Source organism: Undibacterium sp. RuTC16W (assembly GCF_049339445.1).
GTDB lineage: Bacteria > Pseudomonadota > Gammaproteobacteria > Burkholderiales > Burkholderiaceae_D > Undibacterium.
This window is the reverse complement of the sequence record NZ_JBMPPE010000001.1, coordinates 230944-256611: the sequence shown is the minus strand read 5'-3', so window position 1 is coordinate 256611 and position 25668 is coordinate 230944. Positions and strand designations below refer to the sequence as shown.

19 protein-coding genes are annotated in these 25668 nt (G+C 51.4%); 9 read left to right on the top strand and 10 right to left on the bottom strand.

The window, feature by feature from the left end:
* Positions 1–61: 61 nt before the first annotated feature.
* The 4 genes from soxR to ACO0K4_RS01200 all read left to right on the top strand — a co-directional run bounded on the left by soxR (position 62) and on the right by ACO0K4_RS01200 (position 2557).
* Positions 62–547, top strand: a complete 486-nt coding sequence (gene soxR, locus ACO0K4_RS01215; RefSeq protein WP_422954776.1) for a redox-sensitive transcriptional activator SoxR — start codon at positions 62–64, stop codon at positions 545–547.
* Positions 548–697: 150 nt separating this feature from the next.
* Positions 698–1450: a phytanoyl-CoA dioxygenase family protein gene (locus tag ACO0K4_RS01210; protein WP_422954775.1), complete on the top strand. Its 753-nt coding sequence runs from the start codon at positions 698–700 to the stop codon at positions 1448–1450.
* A gap of 198 nt (positions 1451–1648) precedes the next feature.
* Positions 1649–2065: a hypothetical protein gene (locus tag ACO0K4_RS01205; RefSeq protein ID WP_422954774.1), complete on the top strand. Its 417-nt coding sequence runs from the start codon at positions 1649–1651 to the stop codon at positions 2063–2065.
* Between the two features lie 69 nt (positions 2066–2134).
* Complete coding sequence (locus ACO0K4_RS01200; RefSeq protein WP_422954773.1) at positions 2135–2557, top strand: GNAT family N-acetyltransferase; 423 nt, start codon at positions 2135–2137, stop codon at positions 2555–2557.
* A gap of 113 nt (positions 2558–2670) precedes the next feature.
* On the opposite strand, the gene lysA is transcribed toward ACO0K4_RS01200, so the two are convergent.
* Entirely contained in the window at positions 2671–3915 is a 1245-nt protein-coding gene (gene lysA / locus ACO0K4_RS01195) for a diaminopimelate decarboxylase (RefSeq protein WP_422954772.1), read from the bottom strand.
* Positions 3916–4161: 246 nt separating this feature from the next.
* On the opposite strand from lysA, the gene ACO0K4_RS01190 reads away from it, so the two are divergent.
* Positions 4162–4617 carry an Lrp/AsnC family transcriptional regulator gene (locus tag ACO0K4_RS01190; protein ID WP_422954771.1) on the top strand — a complete coding sequence of 152 codons (456 nt, stop codon included), beginning with the start codon at positions 4162–4164 and terminating at the stop codon, positions 4615–4617.
* 35 nt (positions 4618–4652) lie between these two features.
* On the opposite strand, the gene ACO0K4_RS01185 is transcribed toward ACO0K4_RS01190, so the two are convergent.
* Entirely contained in the window at positions 4653–5834 is a 1182-nt protein-coding gene (locus tag ACO0K4_RS01185; protein ID WP_422954770.1) for an MFS transporter, read from the bottom strand.
* Between the two features lie 139 nt (positions 5835–5973).
* Positions 5974–6798, bottom strand: coding sequence for a substrate-binding periplasmic protein (locus ACO0K4_RS01180; protein ID WP_422954769.1), 825 nt, complete (start codon positions 6796–6798; stop codon positions 5974–5976).
* Positions 6799–6987: 189 nt separating this feature from the next.
* Here ACO0K4_RS01180 and ACO0K4_RS01175 point away from each other — a divergent pair, with 189 nt between their 5' ends.
* The 3 genes from ACO0K4_RS01175 to ACO0K4_RS01165 all read left to right on the top strand — a co-directional run bounded on the left by ACO0K4_RS01175 (position 6988) and on the right by ACO0K4_RS01165 (position 11090).
* Positions 6988–7509: a TlpA family protein disulfide reductase gene (locus tag ACO0K4_RS01175; RefSeq protein WP_422954768.1), complete on the top strand. Its 522-nt coding sequence runs from the start codon at positions 6988–6990 to the stop codon at positions 7507–7509.
* A 252-nt stretch (positions 7510–7761) separates the two neighbouring features.
* Entirely contained in the window at positions 7762–9588 is a 1827-nt protein-coding gene (locus ACO0K4_RS01170; protein WP_422954767.1) for a DUF1800 domain-containing protein, read from the top strand.
* Positions 9589–9749: 161 nt separating this feature from the next.
* Positions 9750–11090 (top strand): DUF1501 domain-containing protein, encoded by a 1341-nt coding sequence (locus ACO0K4_RS01165; RefSeq protein ID WP_422954766.1) that lies wholly within the window; start codon positions 9750–9752, stop codon positions 11088–11090.
* A gap of 192 nt (positions 11091–11282) precedes the next feature.
* Here ACO0K4_RS01165 and ACO0K4_RS01160 read toward each other — a convergent pair whose 3' ends face one another.
* On the bottom strand, positions 11283–12404 hold the full coding sequence (locus ACO0K4_RS01160) for a beta-ketoacyl-ACP synthase III (protein WP_422954765.1): 1122 nt from the start codon (positions 12402–12404) through the stop codon (positions 11283–11285).
* A 329-nt stretch (positions 12405–12733) separates the two neighbouring features.
* Between ACO0K4_RS01160 and ACO0K4_RS01155 the strand changes: the two genes are divergently transcribed.
* On the top strand, positions 12734–13573 hold the full coding sequence (locus ACO0K4_RS01155) for a phytanoyl-CoA dioxygenase family protein (RefSeq protein WP_422954764.1): 840 nt from the start codon (positions 12734–12736) through the stop codon (positions 13571–13573).
* A 404-nt stretch (positions 13574–13977) separates the two neighbouring features.
* Here ACO0K4_RS01155 and ACO0K4_RS01150 read toward each other — a convergent pair whose 3' ends face one another.
* From ACO0K4_RS01150 to ACO0K4_RS01125, 6 genes are all read right to left on the bottom strand, one after another.
* Positions 13978–16824: an Ig-like domain-containing protein gene (locus ACO0K4_RS01150; protein ID WP_422954763.1), complete on the bottom strand. Its 2847-nt coding sequence runs from the start codon at positions 16822–16824 to the stop codon at positions 13978–13980.
* Between the two features lie 704 nt (positions 16825–17528).
* Positions 17529–20597 (bottom strand): efflux RND transporter permease subunit, encoded by a 3069-nt coding sequence (locus ACO0K4_RS01145; RefSeq protein WP_422954762.1) that lies wholly within the window; start codon positions 20595–20597, stop codon positions 17529–17531.
* A 63-nt stretch (positions 20598–20660) separates the two neighbouring features.
* Positions 20661–21863, bottom strand: coding sequence for an efflux RND transporter periplasmic adaptor subunit (locus tag ACO0K4_RS01140; protein ID WP_422954761.1), 1203 nt, complete (start codon positions 21861–21863; stop codon positions 20661–20663).
* Positions 21864–21886: 23 nt separating this feature from the next.
* On the bottom strand, positions 21887–23395 hold the full coding sequence (locus tag ACO0K4_RS01135) for an efflux transporter outer membrane subunit (protein ID WP_422954760.1): 1509 nt from the start codon (positions 23393–23395) through the stop codon (positions 21887–21889).
* 341 nt (positions 23396–23736) lie between these two features.
* Complete coding sequence (locus ACO0K4_RS01130) at positions 23737–24732, bottom strand: tetratricopeptide repeat protein (RefSeq protein WP_422954759.1); 996 nt, start codon at positions 24730–24732, stop codon at positions 23737–23739.
* A gap of 145 nt (positions 24733–24877) precedes the next feature.
* Entirely contained in the window at positions 24878–25651 is a 774-nt protein-coding gene (locus tag ACO0K4_RS01125) for a hypothetical protein (protein ID WP_422954758.1), read from the bottom strand.
* Positions 25652–25668 lie beyond the last annotated feature (17 nt).

Below are 25668 nucleotides of genomic sequence, written 5' to 3'. Positions count from 1 at the left end.
GATTGAAAATCAACGAGAATTAGTGTAAAACCTCAACTTAACTTTAGGTCAAGAGTATTTTATGTCTACAATTCATCCTAGCGATATTAGTCACTGTCTTGCCGTCGGCGAAGTGGCAGCACGTAGTGGTGTGGCAATTTCTGCGATTCATTTTTATGAATCTAAAGGTTTGATTAAAAGCAAGCGTAGCGCAGGCAATCAGCGTCGATATTCCCGCGACGTGCTGCGCCGTGTTGCGGTGATAAAAGTCGCACAGCGAATTGGGATTTCACTTGCGTCGATCAATAACGCCTTGATGGCTTTACCAGAAGGACGTACTCCCACGGTTGCTGATTGGGCCAGACTGTCTGCGAGGTGGAAAGCTGAGTTGGACGAAAGAATTGCCAACCTTACCCAATTGCGTGAGCAATTAAGTGGTTGCATAGGTTGTGGCTGCCTATCGCTGGTAGCCTGCAAACTACGCAACCCATTGGACGAATTATCTGAACTAGGTTGTGGACCAAGATTGCTACTCTCCGAGCATAAAATTGTCCCAGATAGAGAGTAGGCATGTTTTAAATTGAACGTGTGCCATGCACGTATTTCACAACAATTTTAACCAAACTGTTTTGCGCTTTAGTAGCAGACTGTATCTGTTATCAATCCCCTCCTTCATGTCACAATAAGCAATCTGATTTTCATTTGGCTTGTTAGGATTATGCTCTCTCAAGAACAACTTCAGCAGTTTCACCATGATGGTTACCTGGTTTTACCAGCGCAGGTTGATGCCGCTACGTGCGAAGCGATCATCGCTTTTTCGCAACAGCAATTGGACGATGATATCGCGCCGATTGAATATGAAGCCGATACACGTTATCCGGGCGCACCTGTCTCACGTAATGCCGAGGGTGGTCTGACGGCACGGCGCTTATTGCAGGCGGTTGCCCGTAGCAAGACTCTCGCTAGTTGGGTGACGGGCGATGTACTGGTACAGGTTTTGCGTCAGTTGTTAGGCGATGGATTGAGATTGGTGCAGGCGCATCACAATTGCATCATGACCAAGCAGCCGCGATTTTCCAGTCTGACGGGGTGGCACCGGGATAGTCGTTACTGGCATTTTCAGCGTGCTGAACTGGTATCGGTCTGGCTGGCGTTGCGCAACGAAACGCTTGAAAACGGATGTCTGCTAGTGATCCCCGGTTCGCATCGTCTGTCTATCGATGCAGATCAGCTCGATGCCGCACAATTTTTACGTACGGATTTTCCGGGCAATCAAGATTTGCTCGCGCAGGCGCGTCCCGTGATATTGGCGCAGGGTGACGTGTTGCTCTTTCATAGCAATCTGTTTCATGCCGCAGGGTGTAATCAGACGCAGCAAATTAAATTTTCTTTCGTGACGACTTACCGGGCTGCGGACAATCCGCCGGTCGCGGGATCTCGTTCGGCCAGTATTGATGAAATTATGTTGTGAATAGAAACTGGGGTCAGCAGGAATTCAGTGGCAGCACCTGATTAATTGAAGATAATGGAAGATATTGGAAGACGATAATTCCACAACTGAATCTGCAATCCCTATGCGCCTTCCGGCACGAAAACACGCCAGAAGGCGCATTTTTATTGGGTATTGCTACGCTATAATCAGATTTTTTGTCCTCATCAGGGAGCTAAGATGACCCCCTTATTCAAGAAGCTGAATTGGAAAAATCAGCCTGAGATCGTCATTCTGAATGCGCCTGCCAGTTTTGAATCAGAGCTGACCGTATTGAGAGAGGCTGAGACTGCCACAGACCTGACGATACTGCGCAGCGTCAAAGAGGCAGGCGGCATTCACTTTGCACTGGCATTCGTGATCGCTCAAAAAGAACTGGATGAACTGTCCGCCGCAATCGCTGCCAAAGCACAGGGCGACGCGATTATCTGGTTTGTCTATCCAAAAAAATCATCGAAACGCTATCAGTGCGAATTCCATCGTGATACCGGTTGGGACGTGATCCGCACGCTGGGTTATGACAGTGTTCGTATGGTTGCGATTGATGACGACTGGTCAGCGCTGCGTTTTCGCAAGGTCGAGTTCATCAAGGCGTGATGTGCAGCACGTTATCGCAATTGCTGATAACCACTGCTCATAGTAGAACTTACACATAAAGGCTAATGAATGATCGCCACTTTTCCCTATCAGGTCAGCCATGAAATTCCCTCTGCTGATACCTACCGGCATTTACGTGTGTCCGCTGGTCTTAGCCCTAAAACGAGCGAGGCGGCGGCACGCGGCTTGCCTGCGAGTTTGTTCGCGGTACAAATTCTGTATGAAGGTTTAGCCGTTGGTATGGGGCGCGTAGTGGGTGACGGCGGCTGTTTTTATCAAGTCGTTGATATTGCGGTCTTGCCCGCTCATCAAGGCAAAGGTCTGGGCAAAATAATCATGCAAGAAATTCGCCACTACATTGACACGACTGCGCTACCGAGCGCGTATGTGAGTCTGATCGCCGATGGAAAAGCACAAGACTTGTACGCGCAATTTGGCTTCGTGCATACCGCACCGGCGTCGGTTGGCATGGCCTTGAAAAAGCCCAAGTAGAATGCGGCTTGTGGCATGAAAACATGCCGCAAGCCGCATCAGCAGTGCGGTATTGATTTTAGATTATTCCTGCTAATGAATAAGCTGATTCGATTTAAATTGAATTTTCTGTATTAAATTTGTTCCAGTCTGATTAACTCTTCTACCGTCTGGCGCCGGCGGATTTGTTTAATTTGTTCCCCATCGATCAGTATCTCGGGAATCAGCGGGCGCGAATTGTAGTTCGATGACATGCTGGCACCGTAAGCGCCGGTATCATGAAATACGAACAGGTCACCAATCTCACAAGCCGGTAAATCCTGGGTGGTGACTACGCCGCCGTCCTCTTGTGTAAACACATCGCCGGATTCGCATAATGGCCCTGCCACGACGGTCGGGCGTAAAGCGCCGGTACGTGGCGTGCCGTCTGTGGCATAGGTAGTAATGCGGTGATAGCTGCCATACATTGCCGGACGCGCCAGATCATTAAAGCCTGCATCAACCAGCGCGAAGAAATTATTGCCGACTTGTTTTTGTGCCCGCAATTCGGAAATCAGCAGGCCCGATTGGGCGACCAGAAAACGACCTGGTTCGATCTCCATACTAATCTTGTGGCCTAGGTGCGCTTCGATCTCTTTACGCGCTTTGTCCCAGATCTGGAAATAATGATCGGTATCGACTACCGCCTCTCCATCGCGGTAAGGGATCGACAAACCACCACCGATCGAAATCGCAGACAAATCGCGGCCACAGGTTTTGACCTGCTCTATCATCGCGTCACAGACACTTTGCAAATGGTCGTAATCAACTCCCGAGCCGATGTGCATATGCAGGCCGACCAGCGTTAATTGATATTGCTCGATGATGGCCAGACTTTCACCCAGATGTTCAAACCAGATGCCGTGCTTGCTTTGCTCGCCGCCAGTATTCGTTTTGCGACTATGTCCGTGACCAAAGCCGGGATTGATACGCAGCCAGACCGGATGTCCGGGATGCGCTTTGCCCAATTGCTCCAGCATTTGCGGTGAGCCGCAATTGACCGGTATGTTTAGCTCGGTTACGCGCTTCAAGGCAGTTCTGTCGAGCAGATCGGCGGTGAAGACAATCGGCGCATGCTCGCTGCTGCCTGCCTGCGCATTCGGCGCATAGCCTGCTGCCAGTGCGCGCTCCACTTCGCCGAGTGAGACCGAATCCACCATGACACCTTCTTCGCGCATGAGTTTGAGCAAGTGGATGTTGCTCGATGCTTTTTGCGCAAAACGGATCACATCGAATTGGCGCAGACGTGCGATTTGCTGACGGATGACCGTGGCATCGTAGGCCCAGCACGGGGTCTGGAATTGTTCGGCGATGCGAGCGATTTGCTGGTGGGTGATCATGATTTCTCTACTGGGCATAAATGGGACTTACAGGATTAACGCCAAATTGCCTCGGCTATGTTCCAGCGAGTCGTACTAAAAGTGCTGTCTTCATTGCGATGTTTTGCCGGGATAATTTTTCGTAAGCCCTGATAAGGTCAAAAAAGTACCTATAATGTAACAAGCAATCCTGGTGACATAAATAGCTTTCCATAAGCAAAAACGGGATTGACCATGGGATTGCCTTGAATTTTTTACTGAATGCTTATGAATCCAAAAATCGACAATTTCGACCGTAAAATCCTGCAACTCTTGCAACAGGATGCACGTATGTCGCATGCGGAGATTGGTCGTCAGGTGCATTTGAGCCAGCCTGCTGTATCCGAGCGCATCAAGCGGCTTGAAAGCACGCAAGTGATACGCTCATACCGCGCCGAGATTAATCCCAAGGCCTTGGGCTATCAGATCACAGCGATGATACGCCTGTCCACCCAGCAAGGCCGTCCTTATGCGCAATACGTAGCAGACTGTCCGGAGATTATCGACTGCTATACAGTGACGGGGGAAGATGGTGCGGTGATGCGGGTGCTGGCGACAGATGTCGAACATCTGCAAGCGATCATCAATGAGCTCAATACCTTTGGTTCAACCTCGACGGCGATTGTGCTCACTACGCATGTATCAGGGAAAACGATTTCTGCGCCAGCCGAACGGTCTGAATGAATTCTGAACCGGTATCAAGCAATTTTTAAGCGGATTTAAACCTGATATTTTCGCGGAAAGAGTAACACGCCGATCAAGGTTAATACTGCGAATCCGGCACCGGCATAAAAGGTAAATGCCGCACCAAGCTGATCCCATAGTAAGCCCGCCACCAGGCTAGCCAGCAGCAGTCCAGCGCCACTGATCAGATTAAAAAAACCAAACGCGGTACCACGTAAGTCAGCCGGTGCTGTAGCTGCTACCATACTCGCCAGCAGACCCTGCGTCATCCCCATATGAACTCCCCACAGGGCAACGCCAGCGAACAGGCCTGTCCAGCTGCTGTTGTGTGCCAGGATTAGGTCAGATGCGATCAGCACCACCAGGCCTGATGCCAATAAGCTGCTGTGCGAGACACGATCCGAGAGTTTGCCGAAAGGATAAGCAGATGCTGCGTACACCAGATTCATTGCGACCATGATCAGCGGTACCCATGCTACGGGTATCGAGAGTTGTTGCGCGCGCAGGATCAAAAAAGTTTCGCTAAAACGCGCCAGTGTGAATACGCCACCGACCACCACGACCCACCAATAACTTGCGCCCAGACGTTGCAGATTCTGACGGCTAATTGGATTGATGGCTGTTTTAGCAGCGCTTGTTTTAGGCTCGTGTACACCGAAAATCAGTAAGCCAGTTGCCAGCAGTCCAGGGATGACCGCCAGCCAGAATACCCGCCGGTAATCATTTGCCCATAACAGCATCAGAACAGTTGCCAGCAGTGGTCCGGCGAAGGCACCGATGGTGTCTAAAGTCTGACGCAAGCCGAACGCCGCACCGCGGATACCGGCGGGCGTAATGTCGGCGATCAGTGCATCACGTGGTGCACCACGTATGCCTTTACCTATCCTGTCCATCAGTCGCGCAGTCAGCAACAAGCCCATGCCTTGCGATAACGCGAATAAGGGTTTAGTCAACGCACTCAGACCATAACCAAAGACCGCCAGACCTTTACGTTTCCCCAGGCGATCACTCCATACGCCGGAAAATACTTTCACGAATAAAGTAGTTGATTCAGCCAGCCCATCAATTAATCCGACCACCAAGACACTGATGCCCAGCGTGCCCACCATAAACATCGGCAGCAGGCTGTGGATCATCTCAGAGGAAATATCCATCAGCATGCTGACGAAACCCAGTACCCAGATCGCGCGTGGAATGGTGGTGGTTGTTTGGCTCATCTGCGGGCTTGTTTTATCTCAATGAAGTTGTAGGGTTGAATGAGAGCTGACTGAGGAGTGACTTAGGAATGAGTGACACTGAATCAACGAATAAACTGATGAGGAGTGCGCTCAATGTATTGGTCATATGTTCAGGAACTCACTCAAGGACGCCAGATTTTTTTGCGTTGCGCAAAGCAGCATTGATTCTATCGATGATGCCCTTATCTTTGTTGGCGGCAATCGCAAAATGGATGTGATCGACACTAAATGGTTTTGGTATCACTGCAAATTTAACGCCGGCAGGCAGCGAGGGTTCCAGCATCAGTTTAGGAATCAAACTATTCATCAGTGTTTCCACCTGCGCCGGATCTGCACTCCGGTAACCTAGCAGCATGATGTCGGTTCGCCGCAGTATCAGTTTTTGTAAGCGCGATACAATCGAGTAGGTATCCTCTTCGAGTGTTAAACCATTTTTTTGCGCTTCAAACTCCTCGCCATAACTGGCGCCGCGTACTACGCCGATCGTCTTGGTTTTCAGGTCCTGAACTGACTTGAAAGGAAATACGCTGTCGCTTAAGGTGACCATCCAGATATAGGTCGTATAGGCCGGAATCGAAAAATGCAAAGTACGAAGTCGTTCTTTGGTTTTGGACAAACCAAATGCCAATCCTTCACCTTCGACGATATTTTGTATCAAGCGGTTTGACGGGTAATGCCGGATCTCGAAATCGGCATCGAGCTCTTTTTGTATGTAGCTCAGCGTGGCATTAAAACCAGTATTGGTTGGGATCTGTGTGTTTTTCTCAGGATTGGCTTCTCCGATTAACAGAACGATGCGCTCTCTGGCTGACCAGGCCATCGCTGGGGTGCACAATGCAGCGATGGCTGCAACCAGTCGTCTGCGGGATTGATTCGGCAGTGATGGTAGCGACGCTGCTAGAGAAGTTTGCTGTAGATATTGCGGTAATTGTCCCGATTGCATGTTGTACCAATAAGAGTGTTACAAATTAAGTATAGCGAACTAAGTGTGGCGAATTAAGTATGCAGATGTACCAGCGGTACTGGTCTCTGATGCGTCTATCCCCAATAAGTTCTTGATTTTCACGCCAACGATATTACCGCATCCTCTGTATAATCAAGGGCTTGAATCAAATTATCTGATCGAGCCTCTATGTTAGCGCCGTCTTCCCCCCGTAAATTCAAGATTTTTTCTGTCTTTGCCGCTGTGGCACTGGTGACGCTTGCCGCCCTGTTTTATCAGTCCTTGTCGAACAAGGCTCCGGTGCCGGATGTGACCTTCGTCAATCTGAAAGGCGAAAAAATCAGCACCCAGAGTCTGCGTGGCAAGGTCGTAATGGTGAATTTCTGGGCGACGTCCTGTACGACTTGTGTTGCTGAGATGCCGCGCATGATAGAGACTTACAATAAATATCACCAGCAAGGTTTGGAATATGTCGCCGTCGCGATGAGCTATGACCCGCCAAATTACGTGCTGAACTACACCGAGACGCGTCAGTTGCCATTTCAGGTGGCACTGGATGTCGACGGTAAACTAGCGAAAGCATTTGGTGACGTTAAGCTGACTCCGACTACCTATGTCATCGACAAGCAAGGCAATATTTTAAAACGCTATGTCGGCGAACCCTCTTTTGCAGAACTCCACGCTTTGCTCGAAAAAGCGCTGGCGACCTGAATCAAACCACTTCCTCAGATGTGTTAAAGCGTTACAAAGCTTAAGCGAATTGTGACGCTTGCTTACATTTGTTCTGTCGTATTTCTACTCTGCTTTTTCCATTCCACCATTCTGATGTTGTGAAGCCGGTGATACTTTCTTGATGCTATTAAGATTGCTGTGCGGCTAGATAAGCGAAACATTTCCTTACGCTTTTGTACTTGCTGATACTTTCTGTTCTTCCTACTCTTGACACCTCACAGGGAGGCGGATATGGGCACAGATCTGGTGCAGGATGCGATACAACATGGACCGGAAAATGCGAGGCGAGACAGTTCGCCAGCGGCTGCATTAACGGATCAATCGTCGGTCGCAACGATTTCGCCTGATTCTCCGGTCAGTCCGGTTTCACCCTTCAGTCTGGCTGCCCTGAGCGCGCTGACAACATTGTCAGCCTGCGGTGGTGGCAGTGGTGGAACAGCCACCGCAATTGGCGGCACCATTAATAATCCCGTCACTGAATTACCGCCTGTGACCACTAATCCACCGACCAGCCGCGACGCTGCCCGCTTTCTGACGCAAACGAGTTTTGGCATACGCTCTCCCGATGAAGTCGAGCAAGTCCGCAGCAATGGATTCGAGCGCTGGATCGCGGATCAGTTTAATAAAAGCACCGATTCGCATCTCGCATATCTGGAGCAGCAGCGACTGCGTGAAAGCAATCAGCGCGCGACTGAAGAGATGAGCTATGAAGCAATCTGGCAGCAATGGCTCACCAGCGATGCGCAATTACGTGCCCGTATGTCGTGGGCGCTGCTGCAATTATTTGTGATCTCGAATATTGCGCCGGATATCCGTCCGTATGCGATGTCGAGTTACATGGATATGCTCAATCGCAATGCCTTCGGCAATTATCGTCAATTGCTCGAAGACGTGAGCCTGCATCCCGCCATGGGTTATTACCTGAATATGCAAGGCAGCGAGAAGGAGGATACGACGTCCGGCATTCATCCCAACGAGAACTATGCACGTGAAGTCTTGCAGTTATTTTCGATAGGACTGGTCAAGTTAAATCAGGATGGCAGCCCGCAAACCGACAACGCTGGCGTCGCCATAGCGAGTTACGACGAATCGGTTGTTAAAGGATTTGCCAAAGCGTTTACCGGCTGGAGCTTCGGTGCGCTGGACAATAGTAAGCCCGCGCAATTTCATGATTACAATCCTGACGATAATGCTCTCTGGATTGTTCCGATGAAGGCCTGGCCAGGCTTTCACTCAGCGGACAGCAAGACCTTACTGAATGGCCGCAGCCTGCCTGCCGGACAAACCCCGGAGCAGGATATGAAAGACGCACTCGATAACATCTTCAATCATCCGAATGTCGGGCCCTTCGTGGGCAAACAACTGATACAGCGTCTCGTCACCAGCAATCCCAGTGCGGCATATATCAGTCGTGTTGCCAGTGTATTCAACAATAATGGCAGTGGCGTGCGCGGTGATTTGCGTGCAGTGCTACGCGCGATTTTGCTTGATCCCGAGGCACGTGGCGACAACGCGGCAAGCCAGTCACGTTTTGGTAAACAGCGTGAACCGGTGATCCGGTTTGCCAATTTTTTACGTGGGCTTGGTGCAAAAAGTAAAAACGGCATCAACAATATTCATTACCTCGACAGCGCCGATGACGCTCTCGGACAAAGCCCGTTACTGGCACCGTCTGTATTCAATTTTTATGCGCCCGCATATCGGCCTGCGGGACCTCTGACTGTCGCTGGCATGGCGGCACCTGAGTTCCAGATTACTAGCGAAACCACGATTGTCGGGTCACTGAATTTCTTTGCTTCGCTCTTTAACAGCGGCGGTTATGGCTGGGGAGATTCGCGTCTGGAGTTCGATTACACGCCCTTAAAGACGCTAGCGAGTGATGTCAGCAAACTGATAGACCGGATCGACCTGCTATTTTTTAATCAGCAAATGAGCGCCAGTAGCCGCGATCGTTTTACCCGGATGATCGGTGCGATCTCTGCCAAATCATCGGAGCAGCGCGTACAGGCAGCACTGACGCTGACGGCATTGTCGGCGGATTTCGTTATTCAGAAATGAAAAATCAGTAATGAAAAAATCAGAAACTAGACATCGGAATAATTCACCGATAACAGCAATGCCGGTAACAGGTAGCGGTTGCAAGCACCAGTAGCACGCAGCGGCAAGCCAAGATCGCAACATCAGCAGCACGTATCCATAAAGAGAGACCAGGTGACATCATGCAAAGACGCGACTTTCTCCGCCATGCAGCAGCAACAGGACTCGGTGCCGCGTTAGGTCCGTGGGCGCAGATGCAGGCGCTCGCCCAGTCGACGACCGGCAGCGATTATCGCGCGATGGTCTGCCTGTTTATGTTTGGCGGTAATGATGGCAATAATCTGATCGTACCGACCGACACGACACCCTACAGTCAGTATCAGAAAATACGCCCCAACCTGGCGCTCGACCGCAATGCAGTGCTGCCGGTCAAGCCGTCCAACACGGGTGGTGCGACCTATGGCCTGCATCCTGCAATGGGAGGTATACAAAAATTATTTAACGATGGTCATGCCGCCGTAGTGGCGAATGTCGGGCCGCTGATCGTACCGACCAGCAAAGCGCAATGGGATGCGCGCAGCGTGCCCCTGCCCTCGAATTTGTTCTCGCACTCTGATCAGCAATTAGCCTGGCAAAGTGCGCTGGTCGATGCGCCTGGCCGCAGCGGCTGGGGCGGTCGCCTGCTGGAGCGCACCGTTGCCGAATCCAGCGCCAACCGCGGTTATAGCGCGATCAGCGTGACAGGTAGCAATCTCTGGGAAACCAGTGATAGGAACCTGTCGCCCTACCGCGTCTCTTCATCCGGTAATTTCGGTTTTGATTTTTATAATCCTAATGGCGGTGATCCCTTGTCCGCAGCGATCTCCGAAGTATTAGCCGAAAAACGCAGCGATCCATTTGAGCAGACCTGGCTCAATCTGATGGGACGCAGTATTGATAATCAACGTATTCTGACCGGAGCCTTAAGCAGCAGTCAGGTTGCCACGATATTCCCTGATACCGACCTCGGACGTCAATTGCGTATGATCGCCCGCCTGATCAGCGCGCGTGGCAGTCTGGGTCTGACACGTCAATGTTTCTTCTGTTCTATCGGCGGATTCGATACGCATGGCGACGATCAGCTACCAAGGCAGAACGATAATTTTAATGAGATCAGTGCAGCGGTCGCCGCGTTTTACGCCGCAACTACGGAGCTGGGTCTGGCGAAGAATGTCACGCTATTTACCGCATCCGATTTTGGCCGGACCCTGACATCGAACGGTGGCGGTACCGATCATGGCTGGGGCAATCATCATATTGTGGTCGGCGGTGCGGTTAAAGGAGGCCGTCTGATCGGACGTTTTCCTGAGATGACGATCGGCGGCAGGGATGATGCAGGGCAGGGCTCTTGGATACCAAGTACCGCAACCGATCAGATCTACGGCGAACTGGCGCGCTGGTTTGGTGCGGATGCCGCAACCACTGATACGATCCTGCCCCGCTTGCAAAATTTTGACCGGAATCTTGGTTTGATGGAGATATAGCCGGTTGTGCGGTGTACTAGAGCATGCGTCATACAAGCATGCCTCCGGGAGCTTCTAAAAACCCTGTAGTCGATATTCGATAAAATTTTAGAAGTTCGCATGTCATAACGCGCACTATTCATGCGGGTTTCCAGCCTATTGCCTTGGAAACCCGCATGAATAGTGCGCGTTGGGCATGCCTGCTTTTTAAATTCAGCGTTTTTTTACAACGACACAACCGATTGAATAGCCTGCGCCGAATGAACAGATCACGCCGACTGCACCTTTGGCTAAGTCAGCCTGATACTTGTGGAAGGCGATGATGGAGCCTGCTGATGAGGTGTTGGCATAGGTGTCGAGAATCGTCGGGGATTCTTCGGGTGTTGCGTCGCGGCCGAGGATCATGCGGGCGATCAGCAGGTTCATATTGAGGTTGGCCTGATGTAGCCAGAAGCGCTGGACTTCGGGGATCTGGATGCCGGCATCTTGGACCGTGGCGGTGATCGTGGCGGCAGCCATCGGGCAGACTTCTTTGAATACTTTGCGACCTTGCTGACGGAATAATTTATCCGGTTTGCCTATGCCGGATTCATCGGCACGGTTCAGGAAACCGAAGTTATTACGGATGTTGTTGGAAAATTGCGTCTTCAGCTTCATGCCGACAATATCAAACTGGTTGTCGGAGATGGCGAGGTCGGCGCGCTCCAGCAAGATCGCCGTGCAGGCATCGCCGAAGATGAAATGACTGTCACGATCACGCCAGTTAAGATGACCGCTGGTGATCTCGGGATTCACTACCAGGACGGCACGTGCTTGTCCGCTCTGGATCGCGGTGACGGCGGCCTGGATGCCAAAGGTTGCTGACGAGCAGGCGACATTGATGTCGTAGCCAAAGCCCTCGATGCCCAGTGCCTGTTGAATCTCGACTGCCATCGCGGGATAGCCGCGCTGCATATTGCTGGCGGCACAGATCACTGCATCGACATCGGCAGCGGTGCGGCCTGCGCGTTCTAAGGCTTGGGTGGCGGCAGCGACGGCCATCTCGCACATGACGGATGGCGTATCATCGCTGCGTTCCGGGATGCGCGGCACCATGCGGTTGATGTCGAGCACACCTTCTTTGTCGATGACGAAGCGTGATTTGATGCCGGAGGCTTTTTCGATAAAGCCGACACTGGATTCTTCGAGCGCAGTCACTTCACCGCTGGCGATCGCCGCAGCGTTTTGGATATTGAATTGGTTGACGTAGGCATTGAAGCTAGCGATGAGTTCTTCGTTGCTGATGGAGAGCGATGGGGTAAATAAACCGGTACCGCTGATGACGACTGTATTCATCTCGATGTCTTTCTTATAATAAGGGAGGCGCAGCAAAAAAATTGCGCGACGATGTCGCTCAATTCTACACAAAATTGCCTCCCTTTAAGGAATTGCATGCCATGAATAGAGCGCTTGTTCCACATGGCAAGTTATAGTCCCGTTCACATAGCGACTATATTGGTGAACTGATTGTGGGTTGTTGACGGATCTGTAAGCTTGCATGAATACCTTGCCTTATTTGAGTTGCCGTATCATGGCAAGATGAGCAGGTTTTTACTGTCTGGGTCTCGGTCTGGCATTCGGGATGCGAATGCCATTGAGCTTTAAGGAATTGAGGAAAAATTACGATGTTAAGTGCTGCACAAAAAGAGCAATTCGTCCAAGACGGTTATTTGATTTTGCCTGATTTTAAATCGTTGTCAGAGATCGCTGTATTGCGTGAGCGTGCGGGTCTTATTGTCGATGAATTTGATCCGTCTAAAAGCAGATCGATTTTTACGACACAGGAACAGGAGAAGGCGACCGACGATTATTTTTTACAGTCTGCGGACAAGATCCATTGTTTTTTTGAAGAAGAGGCCTTTGACGAGCGCGGTGAACTGAAGCAGGCAAAAGCATTGTCGATCAATAAGATCGGACATGCTTTGCATGATATTGATCCCGTATTTATCGCTTTTTCACGAGATGAAAAACTCGCACAGATCGCAACGGATATCGGCTTGGCAGAGCCGCAGATCTGGCAGTCGATGTATATCTTTAAGCAGCCCGGGATTGGTGGCGAGGTGCGCTGGCATCAGGACGCGACATATTTCGATACCACGCCAGTCAGCGTGACAACTTTTTGGTTTGCGCTGGAAGATGCCTCGCTGGAAAACGGTTGTCTGTGGGCGGAGCCGGGCGGTCATCGCACGCCTTTGCGTGAACGGTTCATCCGTGAGGGCAATCAGGTCAGTGTGGAGAAACTGGATGCCATGCCCTGGCCTGATGACAGCACTGCCGTGCCGCTCGAAGTCAAGGCAGGTAGTCTGGTGTGTTTTCATGGATTGCTGCCGCATTACAGCGCACCGAACCGCTCGCCCGTGTCACGTCATGCCTATACCTTGCATGTGACCGACGGGTGCACCGCGTATTCAGCAAAGAACTGGATACAGCGTAGTGCTGAATTTCCGGTGCGGGGATTTCGCTAAATTGTGTGGTTACATCCTGTATTGAGGCAAGCAGGTTAACGTTGTCATTTCGCCGCCACGATCAATAAAAAAGCCGTTAATGCGTTTTGCATTGACGGCTTTTATTTTTTTCAGGGTGTACGCAAAACGATAAGTGATTTACCACCACAAATAGTGAATCCGCAGGCTGAATGCGGCTTTCCAAGACATTTCGTGCCAACAGGCGCACTCCGCTTGCGGAGTTGTTTTGAGAATTTTCTAAAAACCATGTAATCGATATTTCGTGAAATCGCTTACTCCTGCCTTTTCTTTGTGTCTCTGTGTCTCCGTGTCTCTGTAGTGAGAGGTTTGAATATTTGCGTAAGTCCTGTTTTTCTGGTGTCTGATCATCCCATTATTTGAATGAGATGATCAGCGCATGGCAATTACTGTGCGATCAGACTGACATCATCCACCAGGAATGAAGTTGCGGTGACTGAACCTTCAACACCGAGGAAATAGATGCGGATGGTTTGACCTTTATAGGCGCTCAGATCAAAGGTTTTGTTCAGATAGGTGCTGCCTTTGTTCAGATTGGAATAGGTCGCCAGTGTTGCGAGTACGGTATTGCTGCTGTTACGTACCTGTACTTGCAAAGTGTCATAGGCCTGCGTTGTCGTTGTTTCATCCGAGACGACTTTCAACCAGAAACTCAGCGTCGCCGATGTGCTGGCGGACGGGATCGTTACTTGCTGATAGATCGAATCCGTATGCGTCGCGCCGTAGCCGTTCATCCATGCTTTATAGGTTCCTGCATGTGATGCTTGCGTGGTATCGGAGCTGACGACGCCGCTGGTGGCCGTCCATGATGTGCCGCCACTTTCAAAACCACCATTGAGTATCAGTTGCGTGGAGGTGGTGTTGTTGACAGTGAAGCTGACGGCGCTGGAGGTGCCGACATTATTTGCCGCATCATAGGCTTTGGCAGTCAGGCTGTGCGTTGCATTGCTCAGCGTTGAGGAGGCCAGTGTCATTGAGTAAGGCGAGCTTGTGCTGGAACCTTTTAAAGTACCGTCGACATAGAACTCGACCTTGGTGACGCCGACATTGTCTGTCGCTGTTGCTGACAAAGTGATGGTGCCGCTGCTGCCGCTTTCCGAGGCGCTGACCGTCGGTGCTGTTGTATCTGCTGTAGCGTTGCTGACACTGAAGCTGACTGAGCTGGAGGTGCCGACATTGTTTGCCGCATCATAGGCTTTGGCAACCAGTGTGTGCGAGCCATTGCTCAGTGTTGCCGAGTTCAGCGCCAGGCTATATGGTGAGCTGGTTGCTGTTCCGGTTAAGCTGCCATCGACATAGAACTCCACTTTGCTGACGCCAACATTATCCGTGGCAGTAGCAGCCAAGGTGATCGTGCCGGACGTACCGGTTTCGCTGGCGCTGACGGTCGGTGGTGTCGTGTCACCGCTACCGGTCGTTTGCGTTACCCAGACTGGTGCTGACCATAAAATGTTACCGTCATCCTGGGTAATTTTAGCGTAGTAAAAATGTTCACCGACGGATGGCGTAATGGTCGTCGATGCAGTACTGGACAAGAGACTGACCGTGCCGTTGCGGCCTGGTACACCTTCGTACACCGCAACCGTCGCTGCTGTGCGGCCTGTGCTGCTGGCGAAGTTGGTGACCAGGTTCAGGCTGCCGCTATTGGAGAAGCGCTCACCCATGACATGACCATTTGCGGTCAGGACAAGTTGTGAATTTTTATCCATGGTCGCAAACACACGACGGGCTTTTAAGGCAGCAATAAAGTTGGCGCTATTGAGTGCGCTACCGTTTGGCAAGAGAACGCCGGTACGGTTGGTATAAGACGCACCCCAGTTGGCGCAGTGATTATCCTGATCGGTGCTGAAGGCCACGTGATAACCGGCTTCCAGGGCTTTGTTACAGGCACCTTCGTAACTGCTGCGGCTGGTTTCCGTTTCGGTGGTATTGGTTGAGAACGCTGAGGTATTCAGCACTTCGCACAAGACCATGGCTTGATCGCCGTCCGCTGTGTAGCCGAGGTCAACTCCGCCCGCATTGAACTGACCGCTGCTGGACGGATGGTTGAATTGACCGATCCAGCCGCGTGAGCGCATCAAGGTGTACAAGGCGGCGTAATCGCTTTTGGCTGTGTAGGTATCGCCAATCAGCTGATTGCTACTGTTGTATTCCCACTCCAGCAATTCCGTTGTATTGAAAATATTCATGTGACCGCCATTGCTGATCACACCCCATTCCAGGCCATAGATACCGAGGAAGTTTGGATGAGATGAGTTAAAGCTGGTCGCGGCTGCCAGGCCGGATTGGAACAGATTTTTGGCGGTAGCCGGGCTGGCCGAGGCATTGGTACTGTCCGAGCCATCGTACATGTGGTTATGTTCCGAGGTCATCAAAAAGTCCAGACCGCGATTCAATGCATATTGATACGCATCCGTCGGGCCGAGGGCTGCCGACTGCGGATTTTGTGCGCCGGTACAGGAGCTCAGTGCGCCGCCGCCATCGCTATGATTGGTCTGGCTGTGCAGATTGCCGAAGTAGACTGTGTATGGCAATGAACTTGGTGCGGCCGCAGAGAATTGGCGCGTTGTTGCGCTGGCACTGCGCGCAGTATTACTCGTACTTACTGCCGCGACCTGAGCTGCTTTTGCCTTGGTCGGTAAAGCACTGAAGGCAGGCATGACTGGCGCAGCTTTGGTGCCGACCAGCATAGGCCAGCTTTGCGTGATAATTTCTTCCTTGCCTTTGTGCAGAACGTTTTCGACAATTTTTTCCGGTGTGCTGGCACCCGCGGTGAGTGCTGGTAATTTCGCGGTGTCGTTTGCCGTTGCAGTCAGACGTACTTGGTAGATGCCATCGACCATACTCGTGCTGCCGAAGCGGCGGCCAGCCCACAGGACTTTGGCGGTGACGGTTTGTTTCAATAGTTTTTCTACGCCATACCAGCGGTCGACAACTTTACCGTCCGGTGCGACCAGTTCCAGGCGCCACGTAACGGACTGCTCTTTTTGCAGCAGAGGAAAGTCGAATTCCATGGTGAAATAACGTGATTCGTTACCGGCACGGAGTGCGGTATCCGCACGAAACGGTACGTGCAGTGTCGCTTCAAACTCGTGATGGTCCGCGATTGACGCGTAGGCGGTACTGCCTGCGCCGAGTCCGAGTGCACACACCAGGCTGAGGTGATATGCCAGCTTTTTGAGCTTACTGCCTCGTACCGGATGTTGTGTTAAACCTTGTGTTGGATGTTGCATGAATTGTTTCTCCCTGAAAGCGATTTATAAATAGATCCGGGATCGTCCGGACTGATTTTGTTTCTACATGGGTAAATCTGAAGCAAGTTCACTGCTAAAAACTGCAACAAGACCAATACTGCATGAGGGAGAGCAAGCGATCCCGTAGCAGACTTTTCTTGTTGTGGACTGCGTTCCTTTTGCCGGAACTACAGACCGATACCGACCCTATGAAACCGGTAGTGATAACGCGGTAGTCATAACGCACTGCAAATAGCGCTGCACCGGATGTCATAGTGGTGGTCCATAGGAACCTCATGACGGCCAGATAAAGAGCATGGCGTTATCAACGTTTGTGTGAAAGTCTGTGACAGCGGATGGATCAGCTAACTTCTTTGGTGCAACTTAAAGAGGATTTTTTATCCAAATACGCAATCGCTTGCGCAAACGTTTGCGTATTAACTGATGTCTAAACAGGCAAGTCAAGGGTTTGCGTTTTATTTAAGAAAAAGTGTTAAATATTGTTGCGTATTTCAAACGTTTTGTTGTGATGCACAAATTTGTGACATCTCAGTGACCATTATTTGTGCGCAACCGGCACTAACTTGGTGCTAAAAAACATAAAAATCGTTTAAACGATTTATTGGCGTAGTTTGGGACGTGATTGCGTATTGACGACGCAGGCGTTAGCTATCCCGCCTGTCGGATCGTCGAATCAAGCGGATTTACGATGTGGGCAATACTTTTTTATTGAACCGGGACGTGAGTTTTTGCAGCAGATCATCGACATAGGTAAACACCACCGGCACCACCAGCAAAGACAATAATGTCGATGTGATCAGGCCACCGATCACCGCAATCGCCATCGGTGCGCGGAAGCTGGGGTCGATGCCGATACCGAGTGCAATCGGCAGCATACCGGCACCCATGGCAATGGTTGTCATCACGATAGGGCGTGCCCGCTTGTGACCGGCATCGAGTAATGCCGCCCGGCGTGACATGCCGTTACGACGGGCGACGATGGCGTACTCGACCAGCAGAATCGAATTTTTCGTCGCAATACCCATGAGCATAATCAGTCCGATCAGCGACGGCATCGAGAAGGCGCTACGCGTCACCAGCAATGCGACAAACGCGCCGCCGATAGACAGCGGGAGAGCGGCGAGAATCGTGACTGGCTGCATAAAATCATGGAACAGCAATACCAGCACCATGTAGATACACAGGACACCGGTGAGCATGGCGAGGCCGAAGCTGGCGAACAGCGTTTTCATTTCTTCGGCATCACCGATTTCCATGCGTGTAACCCCTGCAGGCAGATTTTTTAAACTACTTAGCTGATCCACGGCGTCACTGACTTCACCCAAGGTCTGATCATTCAATTCGATATTGAATGTGACGTTACGAGACCGGTCCATTCTGCTGATCTGGGTAGGGCCGCTGCCCATGCTCAGATCAGCAACCTGACCCAGCATAACGTGAGTATTTTTACCTGGTACAGAAAGCTGTGCGAGCTGATTAATATCCGATCGCGCAGTGACCGGAAAGCGCACCACGACCGGTATCTGCCGTTCCGGCAAATTCAGTTTCGCCAGACCGGTATCGTAATCGCCGACGGTAGCGATACGGATCGTTTCGGCAATCGCGACCGTGCTGATACCGAGATCGGCAGCGCGTGCGCTATCAGGGCGGATCACAAGCTCGGGACGTAGCAGGCTGGCACTGGAGTTGATCGCACCGACGTTTGGCAGTGTGCGCAGATCACGCAATACGGCCTCTGCCGCGCTATTCAACGTCTCCGGATTATCACCGCTCAGCGCCAGCTGGAATTTTTCACCACTACCGCCCAGACCAATGCTGGTGCGTACCCCTGGCAAGACCTGCAAGCTCTGACGAAGTTGGGCTTCGATCGCGGTTTTGCTCTCGCTGCGCTGGGAGCGCGGGCTTAAGGTCAGCGTCAGATTTGCCTTATTGACTGAGCTGATACCGCCTTCCCCAAACGGATCTGAGCCTGCGCTACCGCTACCTACGGAGGTATAGATTTTGACGATATCTTGACGTTTTTCGAGTAATTTTCTGGCTTGCTCGGCAATCGCCAAGGTGTCCTGGAAACTACTCCCTGGCGCCAGCTCGAGTTTGACGACCGTTTGTGAGCGGTCATCCGGTGGTACAAAGCCGGTTGGCAAGAAGGGGACTAATGCCAGCGAGCCAAAGAAAAACACACCTGCCAGTATCGACGTCATCAGCCGGTGTTCCAGACACCAGTCAGCAAGTTGCATATAACGCTGCATCAGCTTGCTGTCACTGGCGGGGTGAACAATTGGTTTTAAAAAATACGCTGCCATCATCGGTGTCAACAAGCGTGCAACGACCAGCGAGGCAATCACCGCTAGTGCCGCGGTCCAGCCAAATTGTTTAAAAAATTTACCGGCGATACCGCTCATGAACGCCGTTGGCAGAAATACCGCAACCAGGGTGAAGGTGGTTGCAATTACCGCTAATCCTATTTCGTCTGCGGCTTCCATCGCGGCCTGATACGGCGTCTTGCCCATGCGAAGATGACGCACAATATTTTCAATTTCAACGATCGCATCATCGACCAGAATACCAACCACTAGGGCCAGCGACAGCAGTGTGACGGTATTAAGCGTAAAGTCAAAAAGATACATGCCCAAAAAGGTCGGGATAACCGACAGCGGCAAGGCCGCCGCAGAGACCAGCGTTGCGCGCCAGTCCCGCAAGAACCACCAGACCACCAGCACCGCCAGCAGAGCGCCTTCAAACAGCAAATACATAGAACCATTAAACGATTCCTGAACCGGTTCCACCATGTCGTAGGCTTCGTCCAGCTTCAGATCGGGATGTGATAGCAGTAATTTGTCGAGTGCCTCTCGAACACCTTTGGCGACGGTGATTTCGCTAGCACCACGGCTTCGTGTGACTTCAAATCCGACTACGGATTTACCATCGAGCAGAGCGATGGAGCGGCGTTCTGCTACGCTATCTTTTACTGTCGCAATCTGTTTGAGCTGGATGCGACGACCGTCGCTTAAATTCAGTTCGAGATTGGCAAGTTCATTGGCACTGGCGACGGTAGCAATGGTACGGACAGCCTGTTCCTTATTGCCAACGCCGGCTCTGCCGCCAGATGCATCTCGCTGTACTTGCCATAGTTGACGGGAAATTTCTGTGGCGGATACATTCAGTGCTGCCATGTCTGTGGGATGTAATTCGACTAGCACTTCACGACTCACGCCACCGACGCGGGCGACTTTGCCCAGACCTGGTACTGACATCAATGCCTTGGTCACCTGATTGTCGACCAGCCAGGATAAAGCTTCCTCATCGAGCTTGGATGAGGCGACGGTATAGACCAGAAACGGTACGCCTGAGAACTCAAGCTTGCTGATGACGGGATCTTTGACATCGCCAGGTAATTCACCGCGCACAGTGCTGACGGCATTTCGTACATCGTCGAGCGCTTCGATGATCGGTTTTTCAAGGACGAATTCTATCGTCGTCAGCGATACGCCATCCTGCACGGTCGAATATAAATGCTTGACGCCCTGCAGGGTACCGAGAGCATTTTCCAGCTTGCGGGTGATCTCGGTTTCTATCTGTGCCGGTGCCGCACCGGGCAGTGCGGTCGATACCGTAATCATCGGTAATTCGATATCCGGGAAATCCTGTACCTTCATCGCATGAAAGCCGAGCAGACCTGCCAGCGTCAGCAAGATGAACAGCAACAGCGCCGGTATCGGTGTCTTGATCGACCAAGAAGAAAAATTAATCATGCGGTATCCCTGTACTTCCTTTTGTGCGTCTTCTGAGCGTCTTCAGTATGTTTTCAGAATGTCTTATTTACCGCTGGCGGATGGGTTGTCATTGATCTTCATGGTCGCAGCATCGACGACGCGTACAGTGTCACCATCGGCGAGGAAGCCAGCGCCGCTATCAATGACTTTGCTCAGTTTATTGACGCCTGAGGCATCACCGGCAGCGCTCAGGATTTCGGTGCGGCCAGCCAGCGTCCGGCCTGTAGTGACGCGGACTTGCCGGGCTTTGCCTATGCCATTACTGTTCAAGGCATCAACGACGAAGACGCTGGCATAGCCATCGCGCAATACCAGTGCGGCACTTGGCACGGAGGCTGCATTATTTTCACCTAGCAAAAACTCTCCTTTGGCAAACATGCCTGCACGGATGTTTTTAGTGTTTCCTATTTCGGGCAAGTCAACGTAGACGAGAGTTTTACGCGTTTGCGGATCGATCGTGGGCGCTAGCATGCGGACTTTACCCTTGATGCTGCTGCCATCATTGGCACTCATCGTCACATTTTGTCCGATACTGATCCGGCTGCTTTCTTCTGCGGTCATTTCAGCACGCCATTCAAGCTTGCCCTGACGTATTAGACGAAACAGCTCTTGCCCGCTTTGTGTGACCGCGCCGACTGTTGCGGACCTGGCTGAAATGATGCCGTCATCGGGCGCGGCCACATGAGTTTGTCTGAGGCGCAGCCTTGCCGCTTGCAGGCCGGCCTTTGCAGCGGAGACTCTTGCCGATGCGGTGTTCCTCAAGGTGGCATATTGATTGATTTGCTGGATGCTGATGGCGCCGCTTTCTTTTAATTGCATGGCACGACGGGCATTGCTCTGAGCTTCTGCGAGATTCGCTTCCGCTTCGGCTAATTGCGCTTCTTGCTGTGCGACCTCCGTATTGATCGCGTCTGTTGAAAAGCGGGCGAGTACCTGGCCGCGTTTTACCTTATCACCGATCTGCGCCGATATGTCACTCAGACGGATGCCATTGAGTTCCGCGCCGATAACCGCTTCTTGCCAGGCAGCGATGCTGCCGTTGGCAGATAAACTGCTGGCCCAGTTTGCTGTTTGTACCGGCGCGAGCGTGACGCTCAGCGACGGACGTCCGACGACGCCTCTGGCACTTTGGCTGCCAGCGGATTGGTCGGCCGTCTGCGCTTTTCTGGCGAAGACAAACAATGACAATAGCAAGACGGCGCTTGCGATGGCGATCAATTTAATATGCTTGAGTGCGTACTTCATATGCAGACTCCGGATGAATTTTCTTATTTTTGTACGTTGCTTGCGATGGGCGAGTCTGGTGAACCGGCCGCCTCGGACCAGTCACCACCAACCGCTTTATACAAGGCGATCCAGGCACTGGCCTGATCGCGTTGTAATTGCAATTTTTGTTGTTGACTGGCGAGCTGCTGTCTGAGTGCATCTTCTTTTTCCAATGTGCTGATACTGCCCGCTCGCAGACCGGCTTCTGCACTTTGTAACGCTTGTGTCCGTGCTGTATCGATTGCCTGATAATGCAGTAGCAGTTGATTCGCTGATTCCAGTCGGACTAGCGCTTCCTCGACTTCTTTGACGGCGACTAAACTTTGCTGACGAAAGCCAGAGAGATTTTCTGCATAGCGAGCCGAGGCACTATCCACCGCGGCTTTGCGCTTACCCGCATCAAACAAGGGCAAATCCAGACTTGGCCCGAATGACCAGCTATTATCCCGCACCGTCTGACCGGCAACGCGTACGCCAAATACATTGATTGATCCCAGTAGTGAAATCGAGGGATAACGCTTGGCTTCTGCAACACCAATTTCCGATGCGCTGGCAATCAGTGTCTCTAAAGCTGCGCGTAAGTCAGGACGTTTCAGCAATACATTTGCCGGGATAGCGGCGACGGTGAAGCTACGGACCTGCGGTAATTGACCATACCATTGACCATGTGAGCGGGTCAGTAAATCCCTCAGTTCTGGCTCTGGCATTGCTGTCAATACGACCAGCGCTTTTAGCACGATGGTGCAATCGCTCGTTTGTTGTTGCCATTGTGTTTGTGCACTGGCGAGTACCGCTCTTTGCTGTGCCAGATCAAGTGGTGAGACAAAGCCAGCAGCGGCTTTTTGTGCAATCAATTCCAGCGCGAGCCGTTGCGATTGGAGGGTTGCCTGCTGTAAACCGGTTTGCGCTTCGCAATGACGCAGGTTGATGTAAGTATTTGCCACCTCGGCTGCCAGGCTGATTCTTGCATCATGCCATTCGAGTTCCCGGGCATTGAGGCGTGCCAGTATCCCGCTGCGGGCGATCGATACAGCGCCAAACAGATCAATTTCCCAGCGCGCGTCGAGGCCGGCGATGGAGGTCGTTTGTTTTGTACTTTGCAGTAATTGCGGATTACGGCCATTCGTCACGCTGGCAGTCAGATTCAGACTGGGCCAGAGTGCCGCACCTGCTGCGCTGGCATCCGCACGCGCTTGCGTGATACGTGCAGTGGCTTGCGCCAGCGTATGGCTATGTTGCTGTGCATAGGTTTGTAATGCGCTGAGTGTGGGGTCATTCCAGCTTGTCCACCAGTGGCTGAGTTCTGCCAAGCGAGAGTTGCTCGTTTCTGCTGGCACCGCTGTAGTGGTATCGGTGTTAGCGTCGGGGGCTTTTGCATACCATTGCGGGGCACTCTCGTGAAAGAGTTGTTGATCCGGTTTTGTTGCATTCAGGCCGCATGCAGCAAGCATCCCGCTCATACATACAGCAGCTAGGGCGGTGCTCGCAAATCGTCTGGCATGACGTGCCATGTAAAACCTTCCGGAGCATTCTGGTGCGAATACTTAGTTAATGCTTGGCAATATTTAGTTAGTTCGGGAGTCGTCTTGCCTACTGGCATGCAGTGAAGCCCAAATGAGCCATCTCGCTTCACGCAAAGTCTCTTGGCAACGGCTCTTAGCAGGACTTCTTGTTTTTGGGCAATGATGATGCCCTCGTGACACAGAGATTGTGTATTGACCAGAAGCTAAGGTCAAATTTTTTGATGCAAAAATGACCTTAACGTCCGAATAGTGCGGAATTTGTCACGTATCGGTGACAGGCACTTGATACGTGACGATGTTGCCCGGAAAATATAGCGGGCAAGACAGGCTTAGCCGCGCAGGGTTTTTAGTTGTGTTTCGGCATCTTCTTTCATGCGTTTTTGCAACTGTGGTTTGAAGTTCAGTGCTTTTTCGAATGATGCAATCGCCTTCACTTTATCGCTGATCGCTTGCCAGCATTGCGCCATCCTGTAGTAGGTGTGAGCATGCGTTTCAACGGCGAGCGCTTTTTCAAAATAACTTAAGGCATCTTTGTGTAATCCTTGTTCCTGCAAGGTTCTTGCCATGCCGTAAGCACCGGTATCCTTATCCGGAAACCGTTGTTGAATCTCTTGAAAAATCCGCGTTGCCTCAGTATATTTTTTTTGTTGTACATACAGCCCGCCGATGTTTTGTAATACACCGCGTTGCATGTCGCTGAGCATGTCAGATCCCGATACATTGACAGATAATGCAGAGGATTCGGCGCGTGCGAATTTTTCGTCAGATAAATCAAGTTTAGCCTGCATCAATGCGCTGGCGGCAGGACTGATCTTTGCGGTTTCGTTGATGAAATTTTGCGCTTTACCCTTGCCGCCACCAGCGATGCCCGGTGCCTGCATGTAAAACTGTAAAAGTCCGTCACGGGCCGAGAAATTTTTCGGATCCAGTTCGACGGCTTTCTGGAATGCATCACGGATTTTTGTTGCGTAACCGATCGCGGACATAATGCCACCCATCATTGCCTTGGTACCGAGTACTTTCCCCAGGCTTTCCTGACATTCTGAATTGCTTGGATTGGCGCTGATACATTGTTCAGCAAGCTTGCTGGCATCATCCAGGCGACTCTCTTTATTCTCCATTAAAATCAGGTCGATTTTCGCCAGCAAGGCATCAGGATTGTTCGGCTCCGTACGCAACTTTGTGCTGGCAAGGCGCTCCACTTCATCATATTTCTTTGCTTTAAACAACGCGCTGTAGTCGTTGGCGAATGCGGTTTGCGAGGCAAGCAGTGCGATGGCGAATGCGAGGCTGCTGCGGGTAAGTGCGGTCTGGTGCAATTGCATGGATGATGCCCTTATGGTGTGAGCAAAAAAGAGAGGCGGAGGATAATGACCATCCGATTCAGATGATCATCGTTTGTGATTAACGCGCCAGAGCTGGTCATGGTTGACTCTCAGGCGTGCCGTGATTGTATGGCGGCCCGGTGAGTTAATGCATGCTGCTGAGCAGGATTTGCATAGGATGTTGATTGACAGTAATCAGGCCACGTTGCGGCCGGTCGAGGTCAATGATGGAAAAAATGACCAAAGCTACCAATAAAGCAAACACACTGGTCGCCATCAGATTACGGTTGCCGATGGCACCGCAGGCATAACCACTCAGCGCCGCAGTCAGCAAGGCCGAGATAAAGAGCAGCCAGAATACGGACTCCGGCACATGATTTTCACGGGCATCGTTTTGCTCTGCACTGATGTCGATGGTGTCATTAAGTGCTTGCACAAAGAGGGAATGATGGATTTGCCGTTCGCGCCGTAATTCACTGCTGGCGATGCTCCAGATATCGTCTTGCAGCTTACTGGTGAGCTGACTGATGTCTTGCTGTTTTTTTGCATCGATACCGGTCTGATGTGCCGCAAGCCTGACTTTTGCATACGCTTTCAGTTTGGCTTTGACTTGGTCTTTCACTGCCGGATCGAGCAAATCACTGCGCAGATAGCTTGTGCCAATTGCGTTGGCCTCTTTCAGAATGACGCTTTTGCGTAAATCATATCGGGCTGATGCCATGGCAAATGAAAAGGCAAGCAATAAACCGAGTAGCGCTAACGCAGCCCCCATCAAGGTAGCAAATACCGAACTGGATTTTTCATACGCCAGAGGATCACTACGGGTACCTAGCCGATAACTTAATTCAATCACGACGAATAAAAAAATCAATAAAGTGATGGCGATTTTCCATGCGTCGATCTGATACAAAATTTCCATGCGATTGGTCCTGATCA

Coding starts and splice junctions, on each gene's coding strand:
- soxR (WP_422954776.1), top strand. CDS start 62: ATGTCTACAATTCATCCTAGCGATATTAGTCACTGTCTTGCCGTCGGC.
- ACO0K4_RS01190 (WP_422954771.1), top strand. CDS start 4,162: ATGAATCCAAAAATCGACAATTTCGACCGTAAAATCCTGCAACTCTTG.
- ACO0K4_RS01205 (WP_422954774.1), top strand. CDS start 1,649: ATGACCCCCTTATTCAAGAAGCTGAATTGGAAAAATCAGCCTGAGATC.
- ACO0K4_RS01135 (WP_422954760.1), bottom strand. CDS start 23,395: ATGGCACGTCATGCCAGACGATTTGCGAGCACCGCCCTAGCTGCTGTA.
- ACO0K4_RS01185 (WP_422954770.1), bottom strand. CDS start 5,834: ATGAGCCAAACAACCACCACCATTCCACGCGCGATCTGGGTACTGGGT.
- ACO0K4_RS01155 (WP_422954764.1), top strand. CDS start 12,734: ATGTTAAGTGCTGCACAAAAAGAGCAATTCGTCCAAGACGGTTATTTG.
- ACO0K4_RS01130 (WP_422954759.1), bottom strand. CDS start 24,732: ATGCAATTGCACCAGACCGCACTTACCCGCAGCAGCCTCGCATTCGCC.
- ACO0K4_RS01170 (WP_422954767.1), top strand. CDS start 7,762: ATGGGCACAGATCTGGTGCAGGATGCGATACAACATGGACCGGAAAAT.
- ACO0K4_RS01125 (WP_422954758.1), bottom strand. CDS start 25,651: ATGGAAATTTTGTATCAGATCGACGCATGGAAAATCGCCATCACTTTA.
- ACO0K4_RS01150 (WP_422954763.1), bottom strand. CDS start 16,824: ATGCAACATCCAACACAAGGTTTAACACAACATCCGGTACGAGGCAGT.
- ACO0K4_RS01140 (WP_422954761.1), bottom strand. CDS start 21,863: ATGAAGTACGCACTCAAGCATATTAAATTGATCGCCATCGCAAGCGCC.
- ACO0K4_RS01180 (WP_422954769.1), bottom strand. CDS start 6,798: ATGCAATCGGGACAATTACCGCAATATCTACAGCAAACTTCTCTAGCA.
- ACO0K4_RS01160 (WP_422954765.1), bottom strand. CDS start 12,404: ATGAATACAGTCGTCATCAGCGGTACCGGTTTATTTACCCCATCGCTC.
- ACO0K4_RS01200 (WP_422954773.1), top strand. CDS start 2,135: ATGATCGCCACTTTTCCCTATCAGGTCAGCCATGAAATTCCCTCTGCT.
- lysA (WP_422954772.1), bottom strand. CDS start 3,915: ATGATCACCCACCAGCAAATCGCTCGCATCGCCGAACAATTCCAGACC.
- ACO0K4_RS01175 (WP_422954768.1), top strand. CDS start 6,988: ATGTTAGCGCCGTCTTCCCCCCGTAAATTCAAGATTTTTTCTGTCTTT.
- ACO0K4_RS01145 (WP_422954762.1), bottom strand. CDS start 20,597: ATGATTAATTTTTCTTCTTGGTCGATCAAGACACCGATACCGGCGCTG.
- ACO0K4_RS01210 (WP_422954775.1), top strand. CDS start 698: ATGCTCTCTCAAGAACAACTTCAGCAGTTTCACCATGATGGTTACCTG.
- ACO0K4_RS01165 (WP_422954766.1), top strand. CDS start 9,750: ATGCAAAGACGCGACTTTCTCCGCCATGCAGCAGCAACAGGACTCGGT.